This window comes from Archangium violaceum, from assembly GCF_016859125.1.
Classification (GTDB): Bacteria; Myxococcota; Myxococcia; order Myxococcales; family Myxococcaceae; genus Archangium; species Archangium violaceum_A.
In genome coordinates, this window is record NZ_CP069338.1 from 3281651 (window position 1) to 3301731 (window position 20081).

Consider the following 20081-nt stretch of genomic DNA (forward strand, 5'->3'; position numbering starts at 1 on the left):
ACTTCCGCTTGGTGGATGACATGTACATCGAAGGGCGCTGGTATGTAGATAGTCCGCTGGACGAGCAGGGGAAGGAAATCATCCCCTGGCGGTTCATGCAGGGGGTGATCTTCGAGTGTGAGAAACCTCTCACCCTTCCCTTGTACCGTCGGGGGCGTGCGCTCGATTACACCGGCCTCGACGCCATCGTCGTCAACAGCCGTTTCGTTTCCGTCTGTGAACGGCTGGGAATCCAGGACGAAGTACAGTTCATCCCGGCACGGATCGAGGAACATCCCGAGCCCTATTTCGTCCTCAATCCCCTTCGCATCATCAAATGCATCGATGAGGCTCGATGCGAAGAGGTCCGATTCTGGGAGCCCCGGCACGAAGAGCCCCTCAGGGTGGGCCACTACCGGAACGTCGTCGGAATGAAAGTGGACCCCGAGAAGATAGGGGACGCCAGCATCTTCCGCCCGTGGGGCTGGCAGGGGACGCTCATCGTCTCCGAGCGCGTCAAGCAGGCCATTGAAGACGAGGGCCTGCTCGGCCCCAAATTCATGGAAGTCTAGAGCGGATCCTCGAGGGGCTCCGGCATCACCCACAGGGCCGTGGGCTCGCGGTAGCCTCCCTCGAACGAGTCGAGGATCGGCGGCCACCTGTCCCAGAACGTCGCCCAGCCGTAATCCGTGGGCGGAGAGGTGAGGGGATTCCCATCCCGGTCCGGATGGGCATACGCGTAATCCGCCAGCGTCCACTCCAGCGTGCCGAAGTGCACCACGAGCATCGGCGTCATCGCCCGCATCACCTCCGGGCGTGATACCTCGTCCGCGTGCGCCTCGGCCGGCGTGAAGGCCGTCTGCACCGCGTCGTGCTGCTCGCGCCACGCCAGGTAGTTGTTGGCCATGGCGATGATCGCCTCCCGCTCCGGGGACTCGGGCGTGAGCCGGGCCCGCTCGTAGAGCGCGAAGGCCGCCACCACCAGGCTCCGGCCGTCCAGGCCCGGGAAGAGCGCGTCGAAGGCGTGGGGCCTCGGCGTGTCGTGCGCATGGGCGAGCGCGTAGTCATAGGCGAGCCGCGTCTCCTCGGGCCGCGCGCCGGACAGGGAGAACTCCGCGAGCACTCGCCCGGGAGTCACGGCTCCGGCCGACCGCCGCCATGCCAGGTACGCGTTCGCCGCGCCGCCGATGTCCGCGAAGATGGCCACGTTGCCCCCGTGCAGCGTGCGCTCCAGCGTGCGCACCACGGCCTCCGCCTTGTCGAGCGGATCCAACGCCGGTGCGCTCCAGTAGAGCGAGGCCATGCGTGCCGCGGTGGTGCCGAGCGTGCGGGGATCCGCGAGCGCCTCGCCGTTCATCGCCGTGCCGAGCGCGCCGAGCGAGGCCGCCGCATCCGTGGGCATCCCCCGGAGCACGAGCTCCAGGGAGAGCTGCTCCACGGACAGACGCAGGACGCCCGTGAGGCCCAACCGGTCGAGCGCCTCCAGGACGGACAGCGAAGGCCGTCCCCGAGCCGCGTCGAGGAGGTGCCGGGCCATGGCGGTGCCGAGCATTCCCTTGCCGGCCTCGTGCGAGGCGTGGGGCGCGAAGACGAACCAGTTGGGGCGCACACCGCTCGTGCCCCCGGGCTGGAAGTCCGGGTCGAGCAGCGCCTGGAACGCGTGGGCGAGCTGGATGTAGCCCTCGGTGATGCGGCGGTTGTCCTCCAGCGGCGTGGTGCCTTCATCGGCTCGTGCAGGTGCGGCGGACAAGGCGGTGCTCAGCACGAGCGAGGCGAGCACGTACCCGCGGGGTGGAGCGCGCGAGGGGCCTTCGGTCATGGAGGTGCTCCCGGTGGGATTCAGGGGGAGCACCGACGGTATTCATCACGAGGGGCGCTCCAAGCCACCCGGGCCGAGGGCTCCCCCTCTGGATGTCCAACGGACAACACCCTGGCTCCTGGATCAGCCAGGGCCACGGGTGCTGCCGGAGCGCTCGTCACCAGACGAATCGCTGGCAGCCGAGCGCCGTCATCTGCTGGCAGTTCTCGGCGTCCTTGGCGCAGGGACCGACCTGCATGGCCGTCGCCAGATACGTCCTGCCCGCGACGAGGGGCCGCGCGTCATGGCCCTTCCGATCGCTCGCCGGCCTCACACCGTATTCGATGGGCGACTCGATGAAGGGCTGCTCGAGAGCCACCTCGTGGAACGGCTCGGACTCGGCGGCGCCCAGTCCCCACACGAGGTGGCCGGAGCACGAGCAGGTCTCCGCCTTCTCCAGTGTCGAGGGCTCACTGCACTCGATGACCTCGAAGCGGTGGAGCTTGCCTCCCTCCCAGGAGAAGCGAGGCGAGTCCGTCCCGCGCTCCATTCTCAACGGGAGTTGCGCGATCTCGGTATCGCCATCAAAAGCGATATCGGGTTGGCAGGCCGTCGCCAGGGACAAGGCGAGTAGCGCGCCGGAGCCGCGGATGAAGGAGGACTTCGTCTTGTGTCGTGCGTTCATGGTTTCGCTCCCAGAGTGTCCCGCTTCAACACCACGGGTGCGCGAAACCGTTACCCGACAGTGACGCGCGGACCCGAAAGGGCCCGCGCGCCGGAAACCTCTACCGCCTACCCGAGGATGACGGTGCAGGTGCCCTCGGAGCACTGGAGCCCGTCGCAGCACGGCTGCTCCGCGTCGCACTCGAACCCCTCGGGCCTGCACTGATCTCCCGGCTCGCCCGTGCCGGCGTCCGGCTGCGGCCCCGGCGGCTCGCCCGTGCCGGCGTCCGGCTGCGGCTCCGGCGGCTCGCCCGCATCAGGCTCCGCCGTGCCGCCATCCTGATCCGGAGGCGTCCCCGCGTCGCTTCCCTCACAGGCGCCGAGCCTGTCTCCATGCTTCAGGTGTGCCTTCACCGCGGGCTGCCCCACGGTGATGGTGTGCGCACGGGAGTGGTTGCCGGGGGGGATGTGGCAGAGGGTCACCCACCAGTCGTCACCACCCGACGAGGGACCCTCCACACCCCCACCACCGCCCGTGGATTCACCCGCACCCAGGTTGTCACCCTGGAAGTTCGGAGCGTTCTCTTCCTGGGGGAACTGTGTTCCACCACAACCGCCCACCAGGGCCACGCAGAGCGTGGCGGCGAGGAGGGTCGAGGGGATCATCGCCTTCTTCAGTGTCATGCGGAGCCTCACGCGTGGAAGTGCTGCTTTGGAAAACAGGACTCCGTGACAAAGCGGGTGGCCACAGCCAATGAACGGATTTCCTTCAGTGGGCCGCCACCGAGCTGGCCGTGAGGCACCCGGGCCACGCGATCGACGAAGGAGCGGGATTCCGGATTGAGTCCGGACGACGCGCCGGAGGCTCGCGCCGGGGCTCAGTGGCAGGTGCCCCGGCCCTGGTCGAGCACGCTGCCTCCCACCGGGATGAACTCCCACGCGTAGGCGCCGTCCTCCAGCGTCAGCTTCATCAGCCCGAAGATGTCGGCGAAGCGCACCTCGCTGTTCGCGAGGATGGGGCCGAAGACGTAGGGATCCTTGCCTCCCGTCCCCACCACGAACTCCCGCAGGCCGCGTTCCGCGTCCGCCACGCCCTCGGGCGTCTGGGGTGCGAAGCGCTCGTAGAAGTGGTCGTGGCCCGCCAGCACCACGTCCGCTCCCGCCTCGTACAGGGCCTCCCAGGCGCCCTTCACCACCGAGTTGTCGCGGCCCAGTCCCGAGCTGAAGAGCGGCCGGTGCATGTAGGCCAGCGTGCAGCGCGCCGGGTGCGCCTTCAGGTCCTCGCGCAGCCAGCGCTCCTGCTCCCGGAGTCCTTCCTCCGGCAGCTCGCTGTTGAGCGCCACCACGTGCCAGGCCCCCAGGTCGTAGCTGTAATAGCCCTTGCCCGGCTCGCCCGCGGCCTCGCCGAAGTAGTCGAAGTACGGGCCCGCCCTGGCCGAGTGGTACTCGTGGTTGCCCGGCGTGGGACGCGTCCGGTGCTTGTGTCTTCCCCAGGATGGGGCATAGCAGCGCTCGAAGTCCTCCGCGGTGCCGTCCGGGTAGGCGTTGTCGCCAAACGTGACGACCGTGCCCTCGATGCCGTCCAGCATCGCCGCCGTGGCCTCGTCCCGGTCCGAGTCACAGCTCGCGATGTCCCCCGCTCCCACCACCACCTCCGGCTCCACGCCTCGCGAGCCCGCCCTCGGGGACGTTCCCGAGGACGCTCCCGGTGTCTGGCAGGCACCGAGTGACAGCAGCAGGGCGGCGCTCCCCGCGCGGCGCAGGAGGTGCGTGAGGTTCATGGGCTTCACTCCATCGCAGGGCGGTTCGAGCGAATACGGGACGGAGCGAACGTACTCCCGGGCGCGCAGGGTCTTCACGACCTGGAGCGTCACCGCCCCGCTCGGGCTGATGGGAGCGATGATGGCGGTGGCGGCTCACTCCGGCAGGGTGAGCGTCACGCTCTGGGCCTGGACGTGGCACCTGCCATCGCCCACCGAGACGGACTGCCGCGCGGTGTGCTGGCCGTCGGCGCTCGTGGCCGTGATGACGTACTCGCCCGGCTGCTCGTACCCGGTCACCCAGGTGTCGCAGTCGCCCTGCTGGGGCCCGACGCCATTGCACAGGGCCAGCTGCTCGGGACCGCCATCCCGCGTGAAGGTGACGCGCGCATCCCGCCGCGGGTTGCCCCGCGTGTCCACCACCCGCACCTGCACCGAGGCGCGGGCCTCGAGCGTGCAATCGGTCTGGTCGAAGTAGCCACAGGCGGAGAGCACGGTGACGGCGGCGAGCAGCGCGGTGCGGAAGTGGCGGCGCATGAGGGTCCTCGTTGGCAGGAGTTCCAAGCGCCATACAACGGAAGTGTCCGGCTCGGGCAGGGCGGCGGCACGGCCCCGCGGGCTTCGAGGCTCGCTCGCCCGGGTGCTCCGCCGTCGAGCGCCCGACGCTCGCCCTCGCATTCCTCCTGCTCCCCGCCCCGCTCCCCTTAAGATGCGCGCCCTCATGCGCTCCCGCTCTCTTCTCCTCTCCGTGCTCGCGCTCTCCGCTCTCGGAGGCTGCGCGACCGCTCGCGGCCCCGTCTCCTCCGAGACCGAGACCGCCTCCCGTCCCTCCTCCAGTGAGGCCGGCGACACCACCGCCTCCGCTCCCGCGGCACCCGCTGCCCCCACGGCTCCGGCGGTCCCCACGGCTCCCGCTGCTCCCTCCGCTCCCGCCGAGGCCGCGGCCCCCGTGGCTCCCGCCGAGGCCTCCCAGCCCCACGAGGCTCAGGTGCCCACCGAGGGGCCCGATGCCCTCTATGCCCGCGGCGTCGAGGCCCTCAAGGTGAAGGACGCCAACGCCGCCATCACCGCCTTCTCCGCCTGCACCCGCGCCGCCCCCTCGCGCATCGACTGCCACTGGGAGCTCGGCTGGGCCTACTCGCTCGTCAACCGCTGGTCCGACGCGCTCACCGAGTGGACCCTGGTGCAGGAGCTCGACCCCAACCATCCGGACCTCGAGGACGCCCTCACCCAGGCCCGCGGTCAGTCCGCCCTCCAGAAGAAGCTCTCCACCCGTGAGCCGTCCACCTCCCGCCCCTCTCCTCCCCCGGACGCCCGCGTGCGCATCCGCGCCGTCGGTGACGTGATGCTCGGCACCGACTTCCCCGAGGGCCTCCTGCCTCCCGATGACGGTGTCGCCAGCCTCGCCGCCGTCGCTCCCCTGCTGCGCGACGCGGACCTCACCTTCGTCAACCTCGAGGGCCCCCTGTGCGACAACGGCGAGACCAGGAAGTGCCGCAAGGGGGGCAACTGCTACGCCTTCCGCTCCCCCACCCGCTACGGCAAGTACCTCCAGGACGCCGGCGTCGACCTGGCCTCCACCGCCAACAACCACTCCGGTGACTTCGGCGAGCTGTGCCGCCGCGAGACCGAGGCCACCCTCGACGCGCTCGGCATCGCCTGGAGCGGCCCCGCCGGCACCGTCGCCACCGTCGAGCGCAACGGCCTGCGCATCGGCATGGTCGCCTTCCACACCTCGGCCAACTGCAACTACGTCAACGACGTCCCGAGCGCCGCCGCCTTCGTGCGCTCGGTGAAGCAGAACCACGACCTCGTCCTCGTCTCCTTCCACGGTGGCGCCGAGGGTGCCAAGGCCCTCAACATCCCCAAGGGCTCCGAGATGTTCTACGGCGAGAACCGCGGCAACCTGCGCGTCTTCACCCACGCCGTCATCGACGCCGGCGCCGACCTCGTGCTCGGCCACGGCCCCCACGTCGTGCGCGCCATGGAGTTCTACAAGGACCGCCTCATCGTCTACTCCATGGGCAACTTCGCCACCTACGGCTCCTTCAACCTCAAGGGCCCGCAGGGGCTCGGCATGATCGTCGACGTGGAGCTCGACGCCCAGGGCCGCTTCCGCTCCGGCCGCATCCTCCCCACCCGCCAGGAGGGCCGCGGCATCCCCCAGCCTGACTCCTCCGCCGAGGTCATCCCCCTCGTGCGCCGCCTCACCCGCGAGGACTTCCCCGAGACGGGTGCTCTCGTTGGTGCCGATGGCACTATTTCTCCTCGCAAGGCCGTCGCCACGGGCGCGCAGTAGGACGCGCGGGACGGATACCCTCACCCCGACCCTCTCCCGGTGGGAGAGGGAGTTTTGTCTGCCTCTACGCCTCCTTCCGGACGCCGGGCGCCGGGCGGGGCAGCCCCACGAGGGTGAGCATCGTCGCGGGGGCGCCGGGCGCCCGCGGGCGGGTGATTTCCCACTGGTAGTCCGGCGCCTCCAGCCCCGCCAGGAGCTCCCGCAGGTCCTCCTCGGTGTACGTGCGCGCGTTCGACACGGCCCCATCCCAGGCGATGAGCAGCGGGAGCACGGGGAGCGCGTAGGTGAGCAGCACCTGCCGCAGCCGGAGAGGGCGGATGAAGGGCGTCAGCAGGAGCACCATCAGCACGCCGGCGGGGATGGCCGTCCACCAGAGCCAGCTCGGATGGGAGTTGTCGCTGATCTCCAGCACGCAGAGCGCCTGCCTCTTCTCGAACGCGTCCTGGAGGATGCGGCGCGCGACCGGCGGGGGCATGTGGTGGAAGCTGCAGACCATGGTCCGGACGCCCTGGAGCGCGTCGGGGACCCGGCCCGCGTCGACCGGGCTCGGGTGGTAGCGGACCCGCGCCGCGTCCCCCATCGCGTTGATGCGCGCGGCAGCGTCCGTGTTCGGGTAGAGGTCGGTGAGGGTCACGCTCGGCCGGAGGCCGTGGTCGGCGGCGAGCCGTGCGGTGGTCTCCAGCAGGGGCCCGCCGCCCCCTGAGCAGAGGTCCACGACCCGGTCGGTGGCCGCTGCCTCCAGGGCCCGCGCCAGCAGGGGCGCCAGGACCCGCTCGGTGCCGAGCACGCGGTGCATCGCGGCGATGTAGAGCGTCAGGCACTCCCGGAGGCCACCCGGGAACCAGTGGAAGTCCTCGAACTCGAACAGCGACATGCGCTTCATGGTGTTGCCTCCCTTCGCCTGCGTTCCAGGTCACGGCGCGAAGAGGCGGGACGCACCGGTATTGCCCGGGCTGATGGGGCCTGGAAGCGGCGATGTTTGTGTTCATACGAGTCCGGTGACACTGCATGGAGGGACGTGTGGGCGGGTGCCCACCGAGCGCGCGCCACCTGGGTGCGTTACAAGGGAATGGCCGTGCGCGCCCTCCATTTGTCTCGCTTCTCCTCGCTCCGGGCTTTCGGGCATCGGGATTTCGTTCATGTCTGGTCTGGAGCGCTCGTCTCCAACATCGGCACGTGGATGGAGATGCTCGCGCTGGGCGTCTTCGTCACCACCGTGACGGGCCGGGCCGAGGCCACCGGCAGCATCGCCGCCCTCACCTACCTGCCCGCCGTGGTGCTCTCCCCCGTGGGCGGCGCGCTCGCGGATCGCTTCGACCGCCGCGCCTACCTCGCCGTGGGCACCCTCGTGCAGGCGCTGCTGGCCGGCATCCTCACCGTGCTCGCCTTCACCGGCACCCTCTCCGTGCCCGCCGTCGCCGTCATCTCCTTCCTCAACGGCTGCACCAACACCCTCGTCAACCCCGCCTTCTCCGCCCTCATCTCCCAGGTCGTCCCCCCCGAGGACCTGCACAGCGCCGTCAGCCTCAACTCGGCGCAGTACAACCTGGGCCGCATCATCGGCCCGTCGCTCGCCGCCGTGGTGCTCGCCACCGGGGGCCCCGCCTGGGCGCTGCTCATCAACACCCTGTCCTTCCTCGCCGTGCTCGTCGCCCTCTGGCGCGTCCAGCCCCAGGGCCGTGTCAGCACGCAGCGCCCCGAGCAGCTGTGGTCCGGCATCGTCCGCGGCGCCCGCGTGGCTCGCGACGACGCGGGCATCTTCCTCGTCATGGTGGGCACGTTCGCCGTGTCCGCGCTCGTGGCGCCCTTCATCGGCCTGGTGCCCGTGTTCGCCATCCGCGTCTTCAACCAGGGCGCCGCCGCCACCTCGCTGCTCGTCGCCGCCCAGGGCATGGGCGCGGTGTGCGCCGCGGTGATGCTCGGCCCCCTCGTGGCGCGGCTCGGCCGCCGGCGCCTGCTGGAGTGGAGCCTGTTGCTCATCGGCCCCGTGGCCGCGCTGTACTGGCTCGCCCCCACCCTGCACCTGGCCGCGCTCGCCATCGTCGGCCTCGGCGCGCTCTACATGGCCTCGCTCACCGGCCTCAATACCTGCACCCAGCTGCGCGTCCCCCGCGAGCTCCAGGCCCGCATCAGCAGCCTGTACAGCATGATGCTCGGTGTCGGGTACGCCGTGGGCGTGTGGTTCCAGGGCACCCTCGCCGACCGCGTCGGGGTGCGCTTCATCACCGCCACGTGCGCCGTGCTCTTCCTCGCCCTCGTGCTCACGCTGCGCCTGCTGCGCCCGCGCGCCTTCGAGGCCACCGAGGCTCCCAGCGCCTTCCTCCGGCCCGGGCAACAGAGCCCCGCCGTGCAACTCGAGGGCTCCGGCGACTTCTGAGCTTCGCCCCCGGCTCGCTTCCCCTCTAGGGGTGGAACACGGGGGCGGGTACCCTCACCCCGACCCTCTCCCGGAGGGAGAGGGAGGGATGGGGGTTCTTCTCACGCGTTACTTCGTGTCCACCGTGAGGACCATCCAGCGGTCCGTCGCGTGGTCGATCCTCACGTTCGCCGCGCCCGCCTCCTGCAACTGCTGCAGCACCCGCTCCAGGAACTGGAGCTGCTCCTGCGTCGCGTCCACGAACACGTTCTTCGCGCCCGGGCCCTTCGCCTTCGGCTTCTTCGCCGCCGGCTGCGCGCTCGCGCCGTTCGTCAGCTCGGACGTCGCCACCGCCTTCAGCTTCGACGCCGTGTCCTCCACCGCCGTCTCCGGCTCGGGCTCGGGCGAGGTCTCCTCGGCCTTCTCCTCCTGGCTCTCCACGTCACGCAGCGCCTGCTCGCGCAGCTCGTTGAACGTCTTCGCGTTCAGCGACGCCCCGAACTTGTCCTTGTAGGCGTCCATCGCCTCGTTGCGGCTGATGTCCGGCTGGTTGCGGAAGAGGTCGAGCAGGAACGCGTGGCGCTCCTGGGCCTGGTCCTGGGAAATCCGTGCCATCGTTGAGATCCTCGGTGTGCTGCGTACTGCGGAACTGCGGAACGCAGGGCGGCGCAAGGTACCCGAGCCCGGCGTGGAGCGGAAGTGGCCCCCAGGCCTCCCCTTGGTGGCGCTCCCTCCACCCGGAGTCGCATACGCAAAGGGCCGACCCCCCTCGGACGGGGACCGGCCCTTCGTGCTTCAATTCCTCAGCACCCGGAGGTGCCGCGCGGAATTACTTGCAGACCTCGGCGCACACCGCCGGGCGCTTGTTGGACATGAAGTCCTCGCACGCCATCTCCAGGACCTGGTCCGAGCAGTCCGACGCCTTGCCCAGCTGGTACTCCTTGCCGCTGTCCGTGCCGGTGCACAGCTCGTCGTAGTTCTCGATCGTGCCGCACTTGAGTTGCGTTTCCTGCTTGGTCTGGCACTCGGCCTCGGTGGCGCCAACGGTGGCCTTGAACTCGTTCGTGCCCTTCACCGACTCCGGCGTGCACTCGAAGATCTTCTTACAGGCGGTCTCCGCCTTGGTCTGGCACACAGACTCCGGCGAGGGGCAGCCCATGGCGAACATCGACACCGCGGCGGTGGCCACAAGGAAGAACTTGCGCATGTGAATCGTCTCCTGTTGGGGTAAGGCGGGAAGTGCTCCCTGGTCCACGGCGTCCCCCTCCAAAACGTGGGGGACCGTGTGACCGGAGAGTGGCGGCCTTGTTAACATTCAGTAACGATTCAGGCGAACTTCCAGCTCCCACAAGCTGTCCTTGCGCCGTGCGTCATTCCGCCCGGCTCCACTTTTCCAGGACAGGGAAAACCCAGACAGGAATCAGCGATTGGGAGGGAACACCGCCGCCATCTGGCGCAGCTGCGCGAGCAGTTGTCCGTCCTCGCTCCACAGCTCGGCGAGGTCATCCGCGTAGCCCTGGGCGGCGTGCCGGGAGTGGCCGGTGCGCAGGTAGAAGGCATCGGGCGAGGCCGAGGTGAGCGGCAGCGGCGCGTAGAAGTGCGCGGTGTAGTCCACCGTGGCGCCGTTGCAGAAGCCGTTCACCCGCGCCAGCGCCGCGGGCGGGTACGCATCCAGCAGCCCCACCACCAGCGGCGCGTCGAGCGGCGTCGGGACACGCGGGCGGATCCACCCGCCCACGCGGGCCTCGTCGGCGCCGGAGAAGGGCGTGGCCCCCACGCACCAGCGGTAGTCGAACTGCGCGCCGAAGGTGGGGAGCATCGAGCCGGGCACCGGGGGCACGTCGGAGGGCGGCGGCACCTTTGGGGCGCGTGCATCCGTGTAGACGAGCGGCGTCTCGCGCGAGGTCGCGAAGGTGGCGCTCGCCAGGCAGGCCACCTGTCCCCCCTGCTCCAGGCGCGCGGAGAGGTGGGACACCTGACGGCCGGCGCGCTCGAGGCGCACGGTGAGCGAGGCCTCGCCCTCGGCCACGGGTGCGCAGAAGTGCACGGTGAGCGAGCGCGGCGCGCGGGCCGGGTCGTCCAGCTCGCGCATCATCGAGCGCAGGAGGGCGCCACCGAGCATTCCGCCATAGGCGCCTCGCCCCTGGAACCACTCCGGGCGGATGTGGCCGAGGTAGCGCCCCTCCCCGAGCGGGCTCCAGGTGGTGGCGGTGACGAAGGGGGACTCGGAGGTGTTCGCGGACATGGGCGAACCCTAGCCAACGCGGGGAAGGTGGGCACGCCCCGAGGCGTGTGACTCCCGGAGTGCGTACGGCGCGTCTCAGTGGGACGGGGTGGTGCGTACGCGGTGTGGCGCCGCGAGGGGATTCGGGGGCTCCAAGTCCCCATTCATCGTGGACGGGCGGCCGTGCATGAGGGTTGCACGGGAGGGGTGGCATGCACGGTGTGCTGGGAGTGATGACGGCCCTGGTGATGACGGCGGCTCCGGGCGAGGAGGGCGCGGCCGGGGGTACATCCCGGAGCGCTTCCTCTTCCTGGGGCCGCACGTTCCTGGGCGTGGCGGTGCCGCTGGCGCCCGGTGGGTTCGCGCTGGAGGGAGAGCAGGAATGGGATGAGGGCTTCACCGCCACCCTGGGCCTGCGCGTCTCCGAGCCCTCATCTCCGCGACTGGGGCTCGAGCCCGGGGCGCGCTTCTACGTGAAGGGCTCGGCGCTGGAGGGGATGTGGTTCGGCCCCCGGCTCGAGCTGGCGCGTACGTGGCGGGACGTGCGGGGGCGGAGCTGGGACATGGGGGGCGCCCTGCTCGCGGGCTACAGCGTGTGCCTGCGCCAGGGTTTCACCGTGCAGGGCGCGCTGGGCGTGGGCGCGACGTACCGGCCTCCCCTCGCGGGTTTCAATTCGTGGACGGTGACCGTGGGCCACCGGGCCCAGCTCTCCGTCGGCTGGTCCTTCTGAGACAGGACTCTGTCACCGAGCGCCAGTCACCCTTGATCCATTGGCAGGTGACTTCGCGGCGTTTCAGGCTGTTGGGACTTCGACGAGCACTTCATAAGAGTCGGACTCGACGCGGCGGTACGTCCCTTCGTCGATAGCGAGCGTATGGAACTCGTCTTCACCTCGGTTGTTCTCGAAACTCACCTCGATCCACAGCCTGCCGTACTCATCGATCATCCAGACCTTCCACAAGAGCCGGGAGTCGATCACGCGTTGGTATAGCTCGCTCGTGTCGTCATGAGAGGCGAGGCTCGGGTCTACCGGCGGTCGCAGATGCTTCGGAAGCCGCAGGTCCTCCGGAAGGGTGTGGACGCGGAGGAGGAAGTCGATGCTCTTCTTCGCGTAGGCCATCTCGGGAGTCAGTGTGGCAGGGACCCGGGGAAGGTGTCACAAGCTCACGGCGGTCCGAGGCCTCGGGGTGCACGGTGAATCCGTTCAGACCTCCTCGTCAGGAAGGAGCGTGCGGAGTAGTTCGTCATCGGGGCCGAGCGGGCGCCAGCCGGGCGGCGGCGGAGTCGCGAGGAGCGCATCACCGATCTTCCTCACGAGCTCCTTATGAGTTTCTGGGGTGTAGGAGGTCCACAAGCCGAGCGTTCTGGCAACCTTGAAACGGTTGGCGTCGTCGAGCACGGCTGGCCAGCCATTGGGGAGACCTTCGGAGAATTCACGTGCGAACTGGCCGCGCACCAGGCGTGTGAGTTGATGGCTTCGCTCCGCTTCGGCCACCAATCCGCTGAACACCTGCACCGCGTTGATGTCGTCCTCACCGAGCTCCTCGGCCAGCGCCACCAGCGAGGCGGTGGGTCGGGCTTCGGCGAAGGCGGTGAGCGAATCATAACCTCGCTCGCGGACCCGCTCATACAGGCGAGTCTTCCATCTGCCCTCCCAAGATCGGTCCTCGCTCATCACCCGCTCCAGGGGATGAAGTTCATCGGGATCTTGTTGCGCCTCATGTGAAATCCGACTGTGTCCAGGATCTCGACTGGCGTCAACATCCGGCCAACCTTGCTCTCGGCTTCGCGCAGAGCCTCCATGACCATCCGGTTCCACTCGCCAGGCCATTGGCGGCCCAGGCGCCAGTTGCCACCGCCATGGAGCGCCTCGTGCTTTGCCTGCTCCATCCTGACGCAGAATTGGTCGATGTTCATTTCGCCAGTGAAGCCGCGCTTCTCGAACCACTCGCGGAACTCTCGCGGCAGGACGTGGTGCCGCGGCGGCTCGGTCATGCCGGCCCCCGCTCTGCCCGTCACATGCATGCCGCGCACCTCGGGACCGTCGCCGAGCGCCTCGCGCACACCCTTGGGCAGTTCGTCGTGCGACTGCGCCATCATCACCTGGCCGGCGTGAATCCGGACAGCGGCACTCACGACGGGAAGGCTGATGACGCCCGCCCGCACCAGCCGGTGCATCATCTCCACCCACTCGGCGGAGACGACAATCCGCGTGCCCATCATCACGCCGTTGGAGCCCAACATGAGGCCCACTCCCAACGTGGCGGGAGCGGTCGGTGGCATCCGTGGCAGCGACATCTTCAGCGCCGACACCTGGGTGACCATCTCGACGAGCTGCGCCAACAGCATCGCCTGCTCGGTGCGCTTCATCGCCACGCGCACGGTCTCTGCGGTTGAGTTGAACTCGCTGGAGAGATGGCCCATCAGCGCCGGGATGTCTTTCGCCGCTGCCTCCACCTGCCCTGGCTCCAGGGAGGAGAGTGCCGACATGGAGGGCTCGAGCATCTTCTGCCAGCGGTCCATGTTCACGAACAGCGTCTCCACGCTGTTGAAGCCCTGCTTGAGCACGACATCGACGAGGTTGAGGAGGTCGAGCCATCCGGCGAGCAGGAGGGAGCCAAGCATGGCCGCCTCGAGTCGTGGGCCGGCGAGGCGCAGGAGGGCGAGCTGCATGTCCGGGTCATCCACCTCCGAAGCGGCGTTGGCCAGCCGGGTAGCGGCGGCGAGCTCGGCCTCAATCCATCGCAGTTGCCGTTCGCCATACTCGACGTAGGGGACGAAGAGGCCCGCGGCTTTGCCGGCGATGCCCCGCTTGCTGGCCTCGAGTCTGGAGAGCTCGCCAGAAATGCGGCGGGTGGAGCCCGACACGTCGCCAACGGCACCGAGAAACGCCAGGTGGGCCGCGAGAGCGCTCTGCCGCGAAGCCTCCGCCATGCTGCCAGGACCCGGCACCGTCACGGTCTCCTGTGAGGTACGGCGACGGTGCTGTCTTGACGGTACTTCGTGCTCAGGACGGGCGAGGGCGCGCGAAGACTCAACGCTCGGTCCTGCCGCCGACGCGGACGGGGCCACCTCGCGCGGCGTGTAGCCCGAGTTCACCCCCAGGCCGGAGGATGGCGTCAGCGACACGCAGCCAGTGGACAGCAGGGCCATGGCGAGCAGCAGCCCCGTCCACCGGATTCGTGGCGAGTCAGCGCGCATCGTGGTCCTTCTTCGGAGCCCGTCGCCGGAGGCTTCCGGCGGCTCAGGTGCCCGCGGGACGCGCTGGCCGGACGCTGCTCGGGCCCATGGGGGTGATCTCATGGCGCCCGATCGCCCTGGCGGGATCGCTCTCGAGAATGCGGCGGACCTCGTCCATCGATTCGGCTTCGAACACGGCCATTCCGAAGATGCCCGCGGGGTCGAGCACCGGGCCCGCCACGACCAGCGTGCCGGCCGCGAGCTGACCCTGGAGGAATTCGCCATGCGCGCGCATCGTGGTCTGCTCCTCGGCGGTCATGGACATCGCGAAGTTGGGACGATTCGAGACGAGGCGAACGAAGAAGAGGCTGGAGGGCATGGGCAGCAACGTATCAGACGACTGGTGGTGGTTCCGACACCTTCACCGGGCCTGACGCGCTGTGACTGGACGGCGGCCGTACCGAGTAGGGTTTGCCGCGGCGTGCCTGGTGGCGCCAGGATATGTCGAGCACTCTGCATGGATGTCTTTGGGAGGGGATGATGAAATCGAAGTTGTTTCGCGTTGCCGGTTGGCTCCTGGCGGCGCTCACCGTCGCCGCGCTCGTCTGGGACATCTTGCTCCCGGACCAACAATCTGGAGGAACAGAAGCCGCCCGAGCCGGCTTCCGCCTCGGGAGTATCATCGGCACCATCCTCCGAACCCTCGTACTCGGCTCCGCCGCGCTCGCGCTGCTGCGGGCTGGCGAGCGTGCCAGGAATCCCTCTGGCAAGTCCTGGGAGCGCGAGAAACTCGAGGCAATCGTCGCGTCGAGGCGCGCGGAGATTCCGACCACTGCCCCCCAGCGTGCGTCCGAGTACGAGGCACTCAGCGACGGTGAGCTGGTGGAGGTCTACGGACATATCGATGCGCACGCGCATCCCGAGCGCTTTCGTGCCCTGCTCTGGGTCATGTCCCAGAAGGCGTCAGGTACTTCGTAGGGCCTTCACAGGGGGTGGTTCATCTGACTCAGCCGCACCAGGGCGTAGGTCCAGAGCAGCAGGCTCAGGACTCCGAGGCCCATGGCCTCGAGGGCCTGGAGTTTCTTGCCCACGGGCGGGTGTGCCTCCGGGTTCACCCGGCGCAGGGCAACCCAGCCGAGCAGCACCGCCGCGGGCGCCACCACGGGCAGCACGAGGCCCACCAATCCACAGCGCAGGGCCCATGTCGCGAGCGGGTTGTTCGCTCGCGCATCCCATAGCCGCTCCAGGCGTCTGGGTTCCACCTCCAGGCGGAAGAAGAGCTGGCTACGCGTGCTGGTGAAGGCCGCCAGCGCGAGCGCCATCAGAGGCACCATCAACGGCACGACCTCCAAGGCCTCGCGCCCCTTGAGCAGCATGCCCACCACCCACGCGGGCGGGAGCAGCAGCAGCGCGGGCCGCGCCAGGCGCACTCCGAGGAACCACGCCGTCACCACCACCGCGTTCACCCCGGCGAGCACCGCCCAGTTCCACATCCCCTCCAGTCCGCTGCCGATGCAGAAGACCAGGTGCGCGGGCGCGCTGATCAGCATCAGCCAGGCCCATGTGTCCCGCTTGCCCCACAGCCGGACGCGCAGTTCCTCCACGTAGCTCACCTCGGGCCGGTGGCCGCAGTCCTCGCAGTAGGTGTGCTCTCCCTGGTGGATCGCCTCGGCCTCGCAGCAGAAGGCTCCGCAGCGCGCGCACGTGCCCACGGCGGGGCGCTCCGGGTGATGGGCGCAGGGCACGGTTTCCTGGAGGGCGGACGGTGCGGCGGAGCCACTCATGCGGGGAAAGACTCGCATGAACAGACCCCCCGTTCGTAGCCCTGACGGGCGGGCGTTGCTCGGATCGCAGTTCCAGGGAGCGGTCATCCCAGGGTGCCCACCAACGCCCGGCGTCTCCACATTGAAAGATGGTGGCGACCGCCACCGCGAACCAGGAGGACGGCGATGAAACGGCTCTTCTTGTTCTCCACCCTGGCGGCCTCTCTCGTCCCCGCCCTGGTGCACGCGCAGCCCGAGGGGAAGTCCCTGGAGCGGCTCTACACCGTCGAGGGTGTCGTCTCCCGGGTGGAGTCGAAGGAGATCGAAATCAGCACGGACGAGGGCGACCTGGACTTCGTGCTCGATGACTCGGTCCGCATCTTCCGGGACGGCAAGCGGATTCAGCGCTCGGACATCCAGCCCGGAGACCGGGCCCGGGCCTCCTACCAGGAGAGCCGGGAGGCCACGCTGGATGACGAGGTGCTCGTCCGGCTGGACTTGCAGTCGAGTCCCACGGACGCGGAGTAGCCCCCGCCGCTCGCCGGGCGGCCGGGCGAGCCAGGGCCCGTCCACCTCTCGGGAAGCTTGGAGCGCCCCGGACGCACCCCACATTGAGTCGGGTAGGGACGCGCACCCTCGCGCGTCCGCATTCCACGAGGAGCCTCACCATGGCCGACAAGGACAAGGACAAGGGGAGGAAGTACAACCCCGTCCACCCGCATGAGAACGAGGAGGGAAAGCCCCCCTTCGAGAAGGACCGGGTCGAGCGCGGTCTCGAGGCCGATGACACCCGGCCCCTGTATGCCGCGGAATCCATCCACGCCACGCGTGAGCAGAAGTTCGCGTTCGACAGTGATGGTCCCGTGGGCGGGTACGTGCCCGACATCCGCAGCCCCATCGACGAGGCCGATGAGGAGATCCGCCTGCTCCGAGGTCAGGAGGAGCGCGACAAGGATCGGGACTGACACGGCTGGAAGGGAAGGCCGGGGACAGCGGCCCTCCCTTCCGTGTCACTGCTTCCGGGTCACCGCTTCGGCGGGGCCACCGGCTCCCTCGGCGTCAGCTTGCCGAGCTCCATCGGGCCCACCTGCTGCTGGATGACCTCCGGGTCGCCCACCAGCACCACCTGCATCGCGTCCGGGCCCAGGTACTTCTCCGCCACCCGTTGCACCTCGGCTGGCGTCGCCTTCTCCAGCCCCGTCACCGTGCGGGCGAACTCGTCCATCGGCCGGCGCAGGAAGAAGAGCTGCGCGGCGCTCGCTCCCAGTCCCTCCACCGACTCGAAGCCGCCCGGAATCGCCCGGATGAGGCCCTCGCGCGCCGCCTCCAGCTCCTTCTGCGTGATGGGGCGCTCGCGGATGCCCTTCATCTCGCGGAAGAACTCGGTGAGCGCCGGGCCCGTCACGTCCTTGCGCACCGCCGACGAGGCCGTCAGCGGCCCCACGCCCAGCCGCGCGTCCGTGCTCGCCCCCGCCCCGTAGCTGTACCCCTTGTCCTCGCGCAGGTTCATGTTCAACCGGCTGCCGAAGAAGCCGCCGAACACCGTCGTCGCCAGCTCCAGCGCGTACTCGTCCGGGTGCCCCACCGCCACGCCCGGCCGGCCCACCACCACCACCGTCTGATCCAACCCCGGCTTGGGCACGTACACCACCTGCTGCCGTGGCAGCGCGGCGGGCTCGGGCGGCAGCGGCGGCGGCGTGGTGCTCCCCTTCCAGTCGCCGAAGTACTTCTTCGCCAGCGCCACCGCCTCCTCCAGCGTGACGTCTCCCGTCATCACCAGCGCCGCGGCCCTGGGGCCCACGTTCTTCTGGTAGAAGCCCTTCACGTCCTTGAGCGTCACCGTCTCCACGGTCGCCGGCAGGCCGCTCACCGGGTGCCCGTACGGGTGCGCCGGGCCGAACACCGCGTCCAGGTACGCCTGCTGCGCCAGGAAGCCCGGGCTGCCCATGGCGCGCACCAGCTCGGCCAGCTGCAGCTTCTTGCGCCGCTCGAAGTCCTTCTGCGCGAAGTTGGGCCGGCGCACCACGTCGGACAGCAGCGCCAGCGCCTCGTCCGCGTTGCGCTCGAGCACCCGCACCCCCACGAAGGCCCCGTCCGGGTTGACGCTCACCGAGGGCGACACCCCCAGGTCCTGGAAGGCCTGGTCCAACGTCTGCGAGTCCTTCCCGGCCGCGCCCTCCAGCAACATCTTGTAGGTGATGTCCGCCAGGCCCCACTTGCCCTTCGGGTCCTGCGAGCCTCCCGACGCGAAGGCCACGCCCACGAAGACGAGCGGCAATTCCTTGCGCGTGCTCACCAGCACGGTGAGCCCGTTGTCCAGCTTCGCCTGCTCGAACTTCGGCAGCACCAGCTCGGGTGGCTCGCCGGGCTTGGGGGGTTGGTTGCGGAAGGCCTCGGGGTCCTCCTGGGGCGGAGTGGCGGGGGCCTCGGAGGCGGGCGGCTGGGAGGGCTCGGGGGCGGGCTCCGGCGCCGTCCTGCACGCGGCGGCGAGCGCCAGGAGGGACACGGCGACGAACAGACGGCGCATCATCAGTGGGTCTCCTTCGCGGCGGGGGCGGAGTCGTTCTGCGAGGGCACGGCGTGCAGCACCACGCGGGCGTCGGGCCTCAGGTACTCACGGGCGAAGGCCCGCACCTTCTCCGGCGTCACCGCGTCGTAGCGCTCGAGGTCCTCGTCGAGGAAGCCCGGGTCTCCCGTGTAGTGGTTGTAGCTCTGCAGCACGTCCGCCTTGCCGCCGAAGCCGCCCACCGACTGCAGCCCCGCCAGCATCTGCGTCTCGAAGCGCGTGCGCGCCCGGTTGAGCTCCTGCTGCGTGATGCCCTCGCGGCGCACCTCCTCCAGCACCGCGTCGAGCTCCTTGGCGAGCGCGTCGCTGGTGACGCCGGGCCGGGCCACGGCCTCCAGGGTGAAGACGGACTGGGCGCCGAGGCTCTGCTGGTGGGCGCTCACGCTCTGGGCCAGCTCCTTGTCCTGCACCAGGCGCTTGTAGAGGCGGCTGGACTTGCCGGTGCCCAGCGCGTTGGCCAGCACGTCCGCCGTGGCGTCTCCCTCGGTGAGGTACGGCGGGGTGAGCCAGGACATCACCACCATGGGCAGGGTGCCCACCTTCTCGTCGTGGCGGATGACCTTCTCGCCGGAGATCTTCACCGGGGCCACCTGGGGCTTCTCGGGCTTCGGGCCGCTCGGCAGCGTGCTGAAGTACTTCTCGATGAGGGCGCGGGCCTCCTTCGGGTCGAAGTCCCCCACCACCGCCAGCGTCGCGTTGGAGGGCGCGTACCACGTGCGGAAGAAGGCCTTCACGTCCTCCATCGTGGCCGCGTTCAGGTCCTCCATGGAGCCAATCACCTTGCCGTGGTACGGGTGCGGCGCCGGGAAGAGCGCCTTCCACAACTTCTCCTGCGCCAGGCCGTAGGGGCGCGTCTCGTAGCCCTGGCGGCGCTCGTTCTTCACCACCTCCTGCTGGGTGCGCAGCTTCTTCTCGTCGAGCGCGTCCAGCAGGAAGCCCATGCGGTCGCTCTCCAGCCACAGCGCCGTGGCCAGGTGGTTGCTGGGCACCGTCTCGAAGTAGTTGGTCCGGTCGAAGTTCGTGGTGCCATTCAGGTCATTGGCGCCCAGCTGCTCGAGCATCGCGATGTGCACGTCGTCCGGTACGTGCTTGGAGCCCTGGAACATCATGTGCTCGAAGAGGTGCGCGAAGCCCGTGCGGCCCGGCTGCTCGTTGTAGGCCCCCACGTGGTACCAGACGTTGACGGCCACCACGGGCAGCTTGGGGTCCCGGGCGAGGATGACCTCCAGCCCGTTGGGCAGCTTGTACTTCTCGTGGGGAATGGCCAGTGCCTCGCGCCCCGGCCCCAACGGCTTCGCCTCCTGCTGCTGGGCGAAGGCCGGAAGGCCGAGGGCGAGGACGGCGGCGGTGATGAGCGCTTTCATGCGGAGCGGTTGCCTCCTCGGGTGTGTCAGAGGCAATCCGCTTAGCACGCACCTTGTTCCCGACGGAGCGCGAATCCCCTCGGATTTCGGATCGCCGGCCCGGTACGTCCGACTCCGGACGGGCCCCT

At 69.4% G+C, this 20081-nt stretch carries 23 protein-coding genes; 7 read left to right on the forward strand and 16 right to left on the reverse strand.

The genetic code is table 11. From position 1 onward, the window contains the following. Nucleotides 1-20: 20 nt before the first annotated feature. A complete protein-coding gene (locus tag JQX13_RS14125) occupies nucleotides 21-551 on the forward strand; it encodes an imm11 family protein (protein WP_239014744.1) in 531 nt (176 codons plus the stop codon). Here JQX13_RS14125 and JQX13_RS14130 read toward each other — a convergent pair. The 5 genes from JQX13_RS14130 to JQX13_RS14150 form a co-directional block, all read right to left on the reverse strand. Further along, on the reverse strand, nucleotides 548-1798 hold the full coding sequence (locus tag JQX13_RS14130) for a hypothetical protein (RefSeq protein WP_203409540.1): 1251 nt from the start codon (nucleotides 1796-1798) through the stop codon (nucleotides 548-550). The genes JQX13_RS14125 and JQX13_RS14130 overlap by 4 nt on opposite strands. Before the next feature lie 157 nt (nucleotides 1799-1955). Continuing rightward, the gene (locus tag JQX13_RS14135; protein WP_203409541.1) at nucleotides 1956-2462 is read right to left on the reverse strand and encodes a hypothetical protein; all 507 of its coding nucleotides are present in this window, start codon (nucleotides 2460-2462) and stop codon (nucleotides 1956-1958) included. 107 nt (nucleotides 2463-2569) lie between these two features. Then, a complete protein-coding gene (locus tag JQX13_RS14140; RefSeq protein WP_203409542.1) occupies nucleotides 2570-3124 on the reverse strand; it encodes a hypothetical protein in 555 nt (184 codons plus the stop codon). A gap of 194 nt (nucleotides 3125-3318) precedes the next feature. Continuing rightward, the gene (locus tag JQX13_RS14145) at nucleotides 3319-4221 is read right to left on the reverse strand and encodes a metallophosphoesterase family protein (protein WP_203409543.1); all 903 of its coding nucleotides are present in this window, start codon (nucleotides 4219-4221) and stop codon (nucleotides 3319-3321) included. A 135-nt stretch (nucleotides 4222-4356) separates the two neighbouring features. Then, the gene (locus JQX13_RS14150; RefSeq protein ID WP_203409544.1) at nucleotides 4357-4737 is read right to left on the reverse strand and encodes a hypothetical protein; all 381 of its coding nucleotides are present in this window, start codon (nucleotides 4735-4737) and stop codon (nucleotides 4357-4359) included. Between the two features lie 184 nt (nucleotides 4738-4921). On the opposite strand from JQX13_RS14150, the gene JQX13_RS14155 reads away from it, so the two are divergent. Next, complete coding sequence (locus JQX13_RS14155; protein ID WP_203409545.1) at nucleotides 4922-6499, forward strand: CapA family protein; 1578 nt, start codon at nucleotides 4922-4924, stop codon at nucleotides 6497-6499. 64 nt (nucleotides 6500-6563) lie between these two features. Here JQX13_RS14155 and JQX13_RS14160 read toward each other — a convergent pair whose 3' ends face one another. Continuing rightward, nucleotides 6564-7382: a class I SAM-dependent methyltransferase gene (locus JQX13_RS14160; RefSeq protein ID WP_203409546.1), complete on the reverse strand. Its 819-nt coding sequence runs from the start codon at nucleotides 7380-7382 to the stop codon at nucleotides 6564-6566. A gap of 192 nt (nucleotides 7383-7574) precedes the next feature. Here JQX13_RS14160 and JQX13_RS14165 point away from each other — a divergent pair, with 192 nt between their 5' ends. Next, the gene (locus JQX13_RS14165; RefSeq protein ID WP_203409547.1) at nucleotides 7575-8876 is read left to right on the forward strand and encodes an MFS transporter; all 1302 of its coding nucleotides are present in this window, start codon (nucleotides 7575-7577) and stop codon (nucleotides 8874-8876) included. Between the two features lie 108 nt (nucleotides 8877-8984). On the opposite strand, the gene JQX13_RS14170 is transcribed toward JQX13_RS14165, so the two are convergent. The 3 genes from JQX13_RS14170 to JQX13_RS14180 form a co-directional block, all read right to left on the reverse strand. Further along, on the reverse strand, nucleotides 8985-9470 hold the full coding sequence (locus JQX13_RS14170; protein WP_203409548.1) for a hypothetical protein: 486 nt from the start codon (nucleotides 9468-9470) through the stop codon (nucleotides 8985-8987). Nucleotides 9471-9684: 214 nt separating this feature from the next. Further along, nucleotides 9685-10062 carry a hypothetical protein gene (locus JQX13_RS14175; RefSeq protein WP_203409549.1) on the reverse strand — a complete coding sequence of 126 codons (378 nt, stop codon included), beginning with the start codon at nucleotides 10060-10062 and terminating at the stop codon, nucleotides 9685-9687. Nucleotides 10063-10275: 213 nt separating this feature from the next. Then, entirely contained in the window at nucleotides 10276-11100 is an 825-nt protein-coding gene (locus JQX13_RS14180) for an acyl-CoA thioesterase (protein ID WP_203409550.1), read from the reverse strand. Between the two features lie 191 nt (nucleotides 11101-11291). Between JQX13_RS14180 and JQX13_RS14185 the strand changes: the two genes are divergently transcribed. Further along, nucleotides 11292-11810: a hypothetical protein gene (locus tag JQX13_RS14185; protein ID WP_203409551.1), complete on the forward strand. Its 519-nt coding sequence runs from the start codon at nucleotides 11292-11294 to the stop codon at nucleotides 11808-11810. A gap of 63 nt (nucleotides 11811-11873) precedes the next feature. Here JQX13_RS14185 and JQX13_RS14190 read toward each other — a convergent pair whose 3' ends face one another. The 4 genes from JQX13_RS14190 to JQX13_RS14205 form a co-directional block, all read right to left on the reverse strand. Then, a complete protein-coding gene (locus JQX13_RS14190) occupies nucleotides 11874-12200 on the reverse strand; it encodes a hypothetical protein (protein ID WP_203409552.1) in 327 nt (108 codons plus the stop codon). Nucleotides 12201-12284: 84 nt separating this feature from the next. Then, nucleotides 12285-12755, reverse strand: coding sequence for an NUDIX hydrolase (locus JQX13_RS14195; protein WP_203409553.1), 471 nt, complete (start codon nucleotides 12753-12755; stop codon nucleotides 12285-12287). Beyond that, nucleotides 12755-14233: a DUF2380 domain-containing protein gene (locus tag JQX13_RS14200; protein ID WP_239014746.1), complete on the reverse strand. Its 1479-nt coding sequence runs from the start codon at nucleotides 14231-14233 to the stop codon at nucleotides 12755-12757. Before JQX13_RS14200 ends, JQX13_RS14195 begins: the two co-directional genes overlap by 1 nt. Nucleotides 14234-14324: 91 nt before the next feature. Next, entirely contained in the window at nucleotides 14325-14639 is a 315-nt protein-coding gene (locus JQX13_RS14205) for a YciI family protein (RefSeq protein WP_203409555.1), read from the reverse strand. 158 nt (nucleotides 14640-14797) lie between these two features. On the opposite strand from JQX13_RS14205, the gene JQX13_RS14210 reads away from it, so the two are divergent. Next, nucleotides 14798-15238: a hypothetical protein gene (locus tag JQX13_RS14210; RefSeq protein ID WP_203409556.1), complete on the forward strand. Its 441-nt coding sequence runs from the start codon at nucleotides 14798-14800 to the stop codon at nucleotides 15236-15238. Between the two features lie 5 nt (nucleotides 15239-15243). Here JQX13_RS14210 and JQX13_RS14215 read toward each other — a convergent pair whose 3' ends face one another. Beyond that, nucleotides 15244-16044, reverse strand: coding sequence for a DUF4190 domain-containing protein (locus JQX13_RS14215; RefSeq protein ID WP_203409557.1), 801 nt, complete (start codon nucleotides 16042-16044; stop codon nucleotides 15244-15246). A gap of 165 nt (nucleotides 16045-16209) precedes the next feature. On the opposite strand from JQX13_RS14215, the gene JQX13_RS14220 reads away from it, so the two are divergent. Together JQX13_RS14220 and JQX13_RS14225 are read left to right on the forward strand one after the other, a co-directional pair. Next, a complete protein-coding gene (locus JQX13_RS14220; RefSeq protein WP_203409558.1) occupies nucleotides 16210-16551 on the forward strand; it encodes a hypothetical protein in 342 nt (113 codons plus the stop codon). A gap of 140 nt (nucleotides 16552-16691) precedes the next feature. Then, nucleotides 16692-16988 carry a hypothetical protein gene (locus JQX13_RS14225; RefSeq protein WP_203409559.1) on the forward strand — a complete coding sequence of 99 codons (297 nt, stop codon included), beginning with the start codon at nucleotides 16692-16694 and terminating at the stop codon, nucleotides 16986-16988. A 59-nt stretch (nucleotides 16989-17047) separates the two neighbouring features. Here the strand turns inward: JQX13_RS14225 and JQX13_RS14230 are convergent, their stop codons facing one another. Together JQX13_RS14230 and JQX13_RS14235 are read right to left on the reverse strand one after the other, a co-directional pair. Continuing rightward, complete coding sequence (locus JQX13_RS14230; protein ID WP_203412022.1) at nucleotides 17048-18550, reverse strand: M16 family metallopeptidase; 1503 nt, start codon at nucleotides 18548-18550, stop codon at nucleotides 17048-17050. Between the two features lie 2 nt (nucleotides 18551-18552). Next, entirely contained in the window at nucleotides 18553-19953 is a 1401-nt protein-coding gene (locus JQX13_RS14235) for a M16 family metallopeptidase (protein ID WP_203409560.1), read from the reverse strand. Nucleotides 19954-20081: the final 128 nt, after the last annotated feature.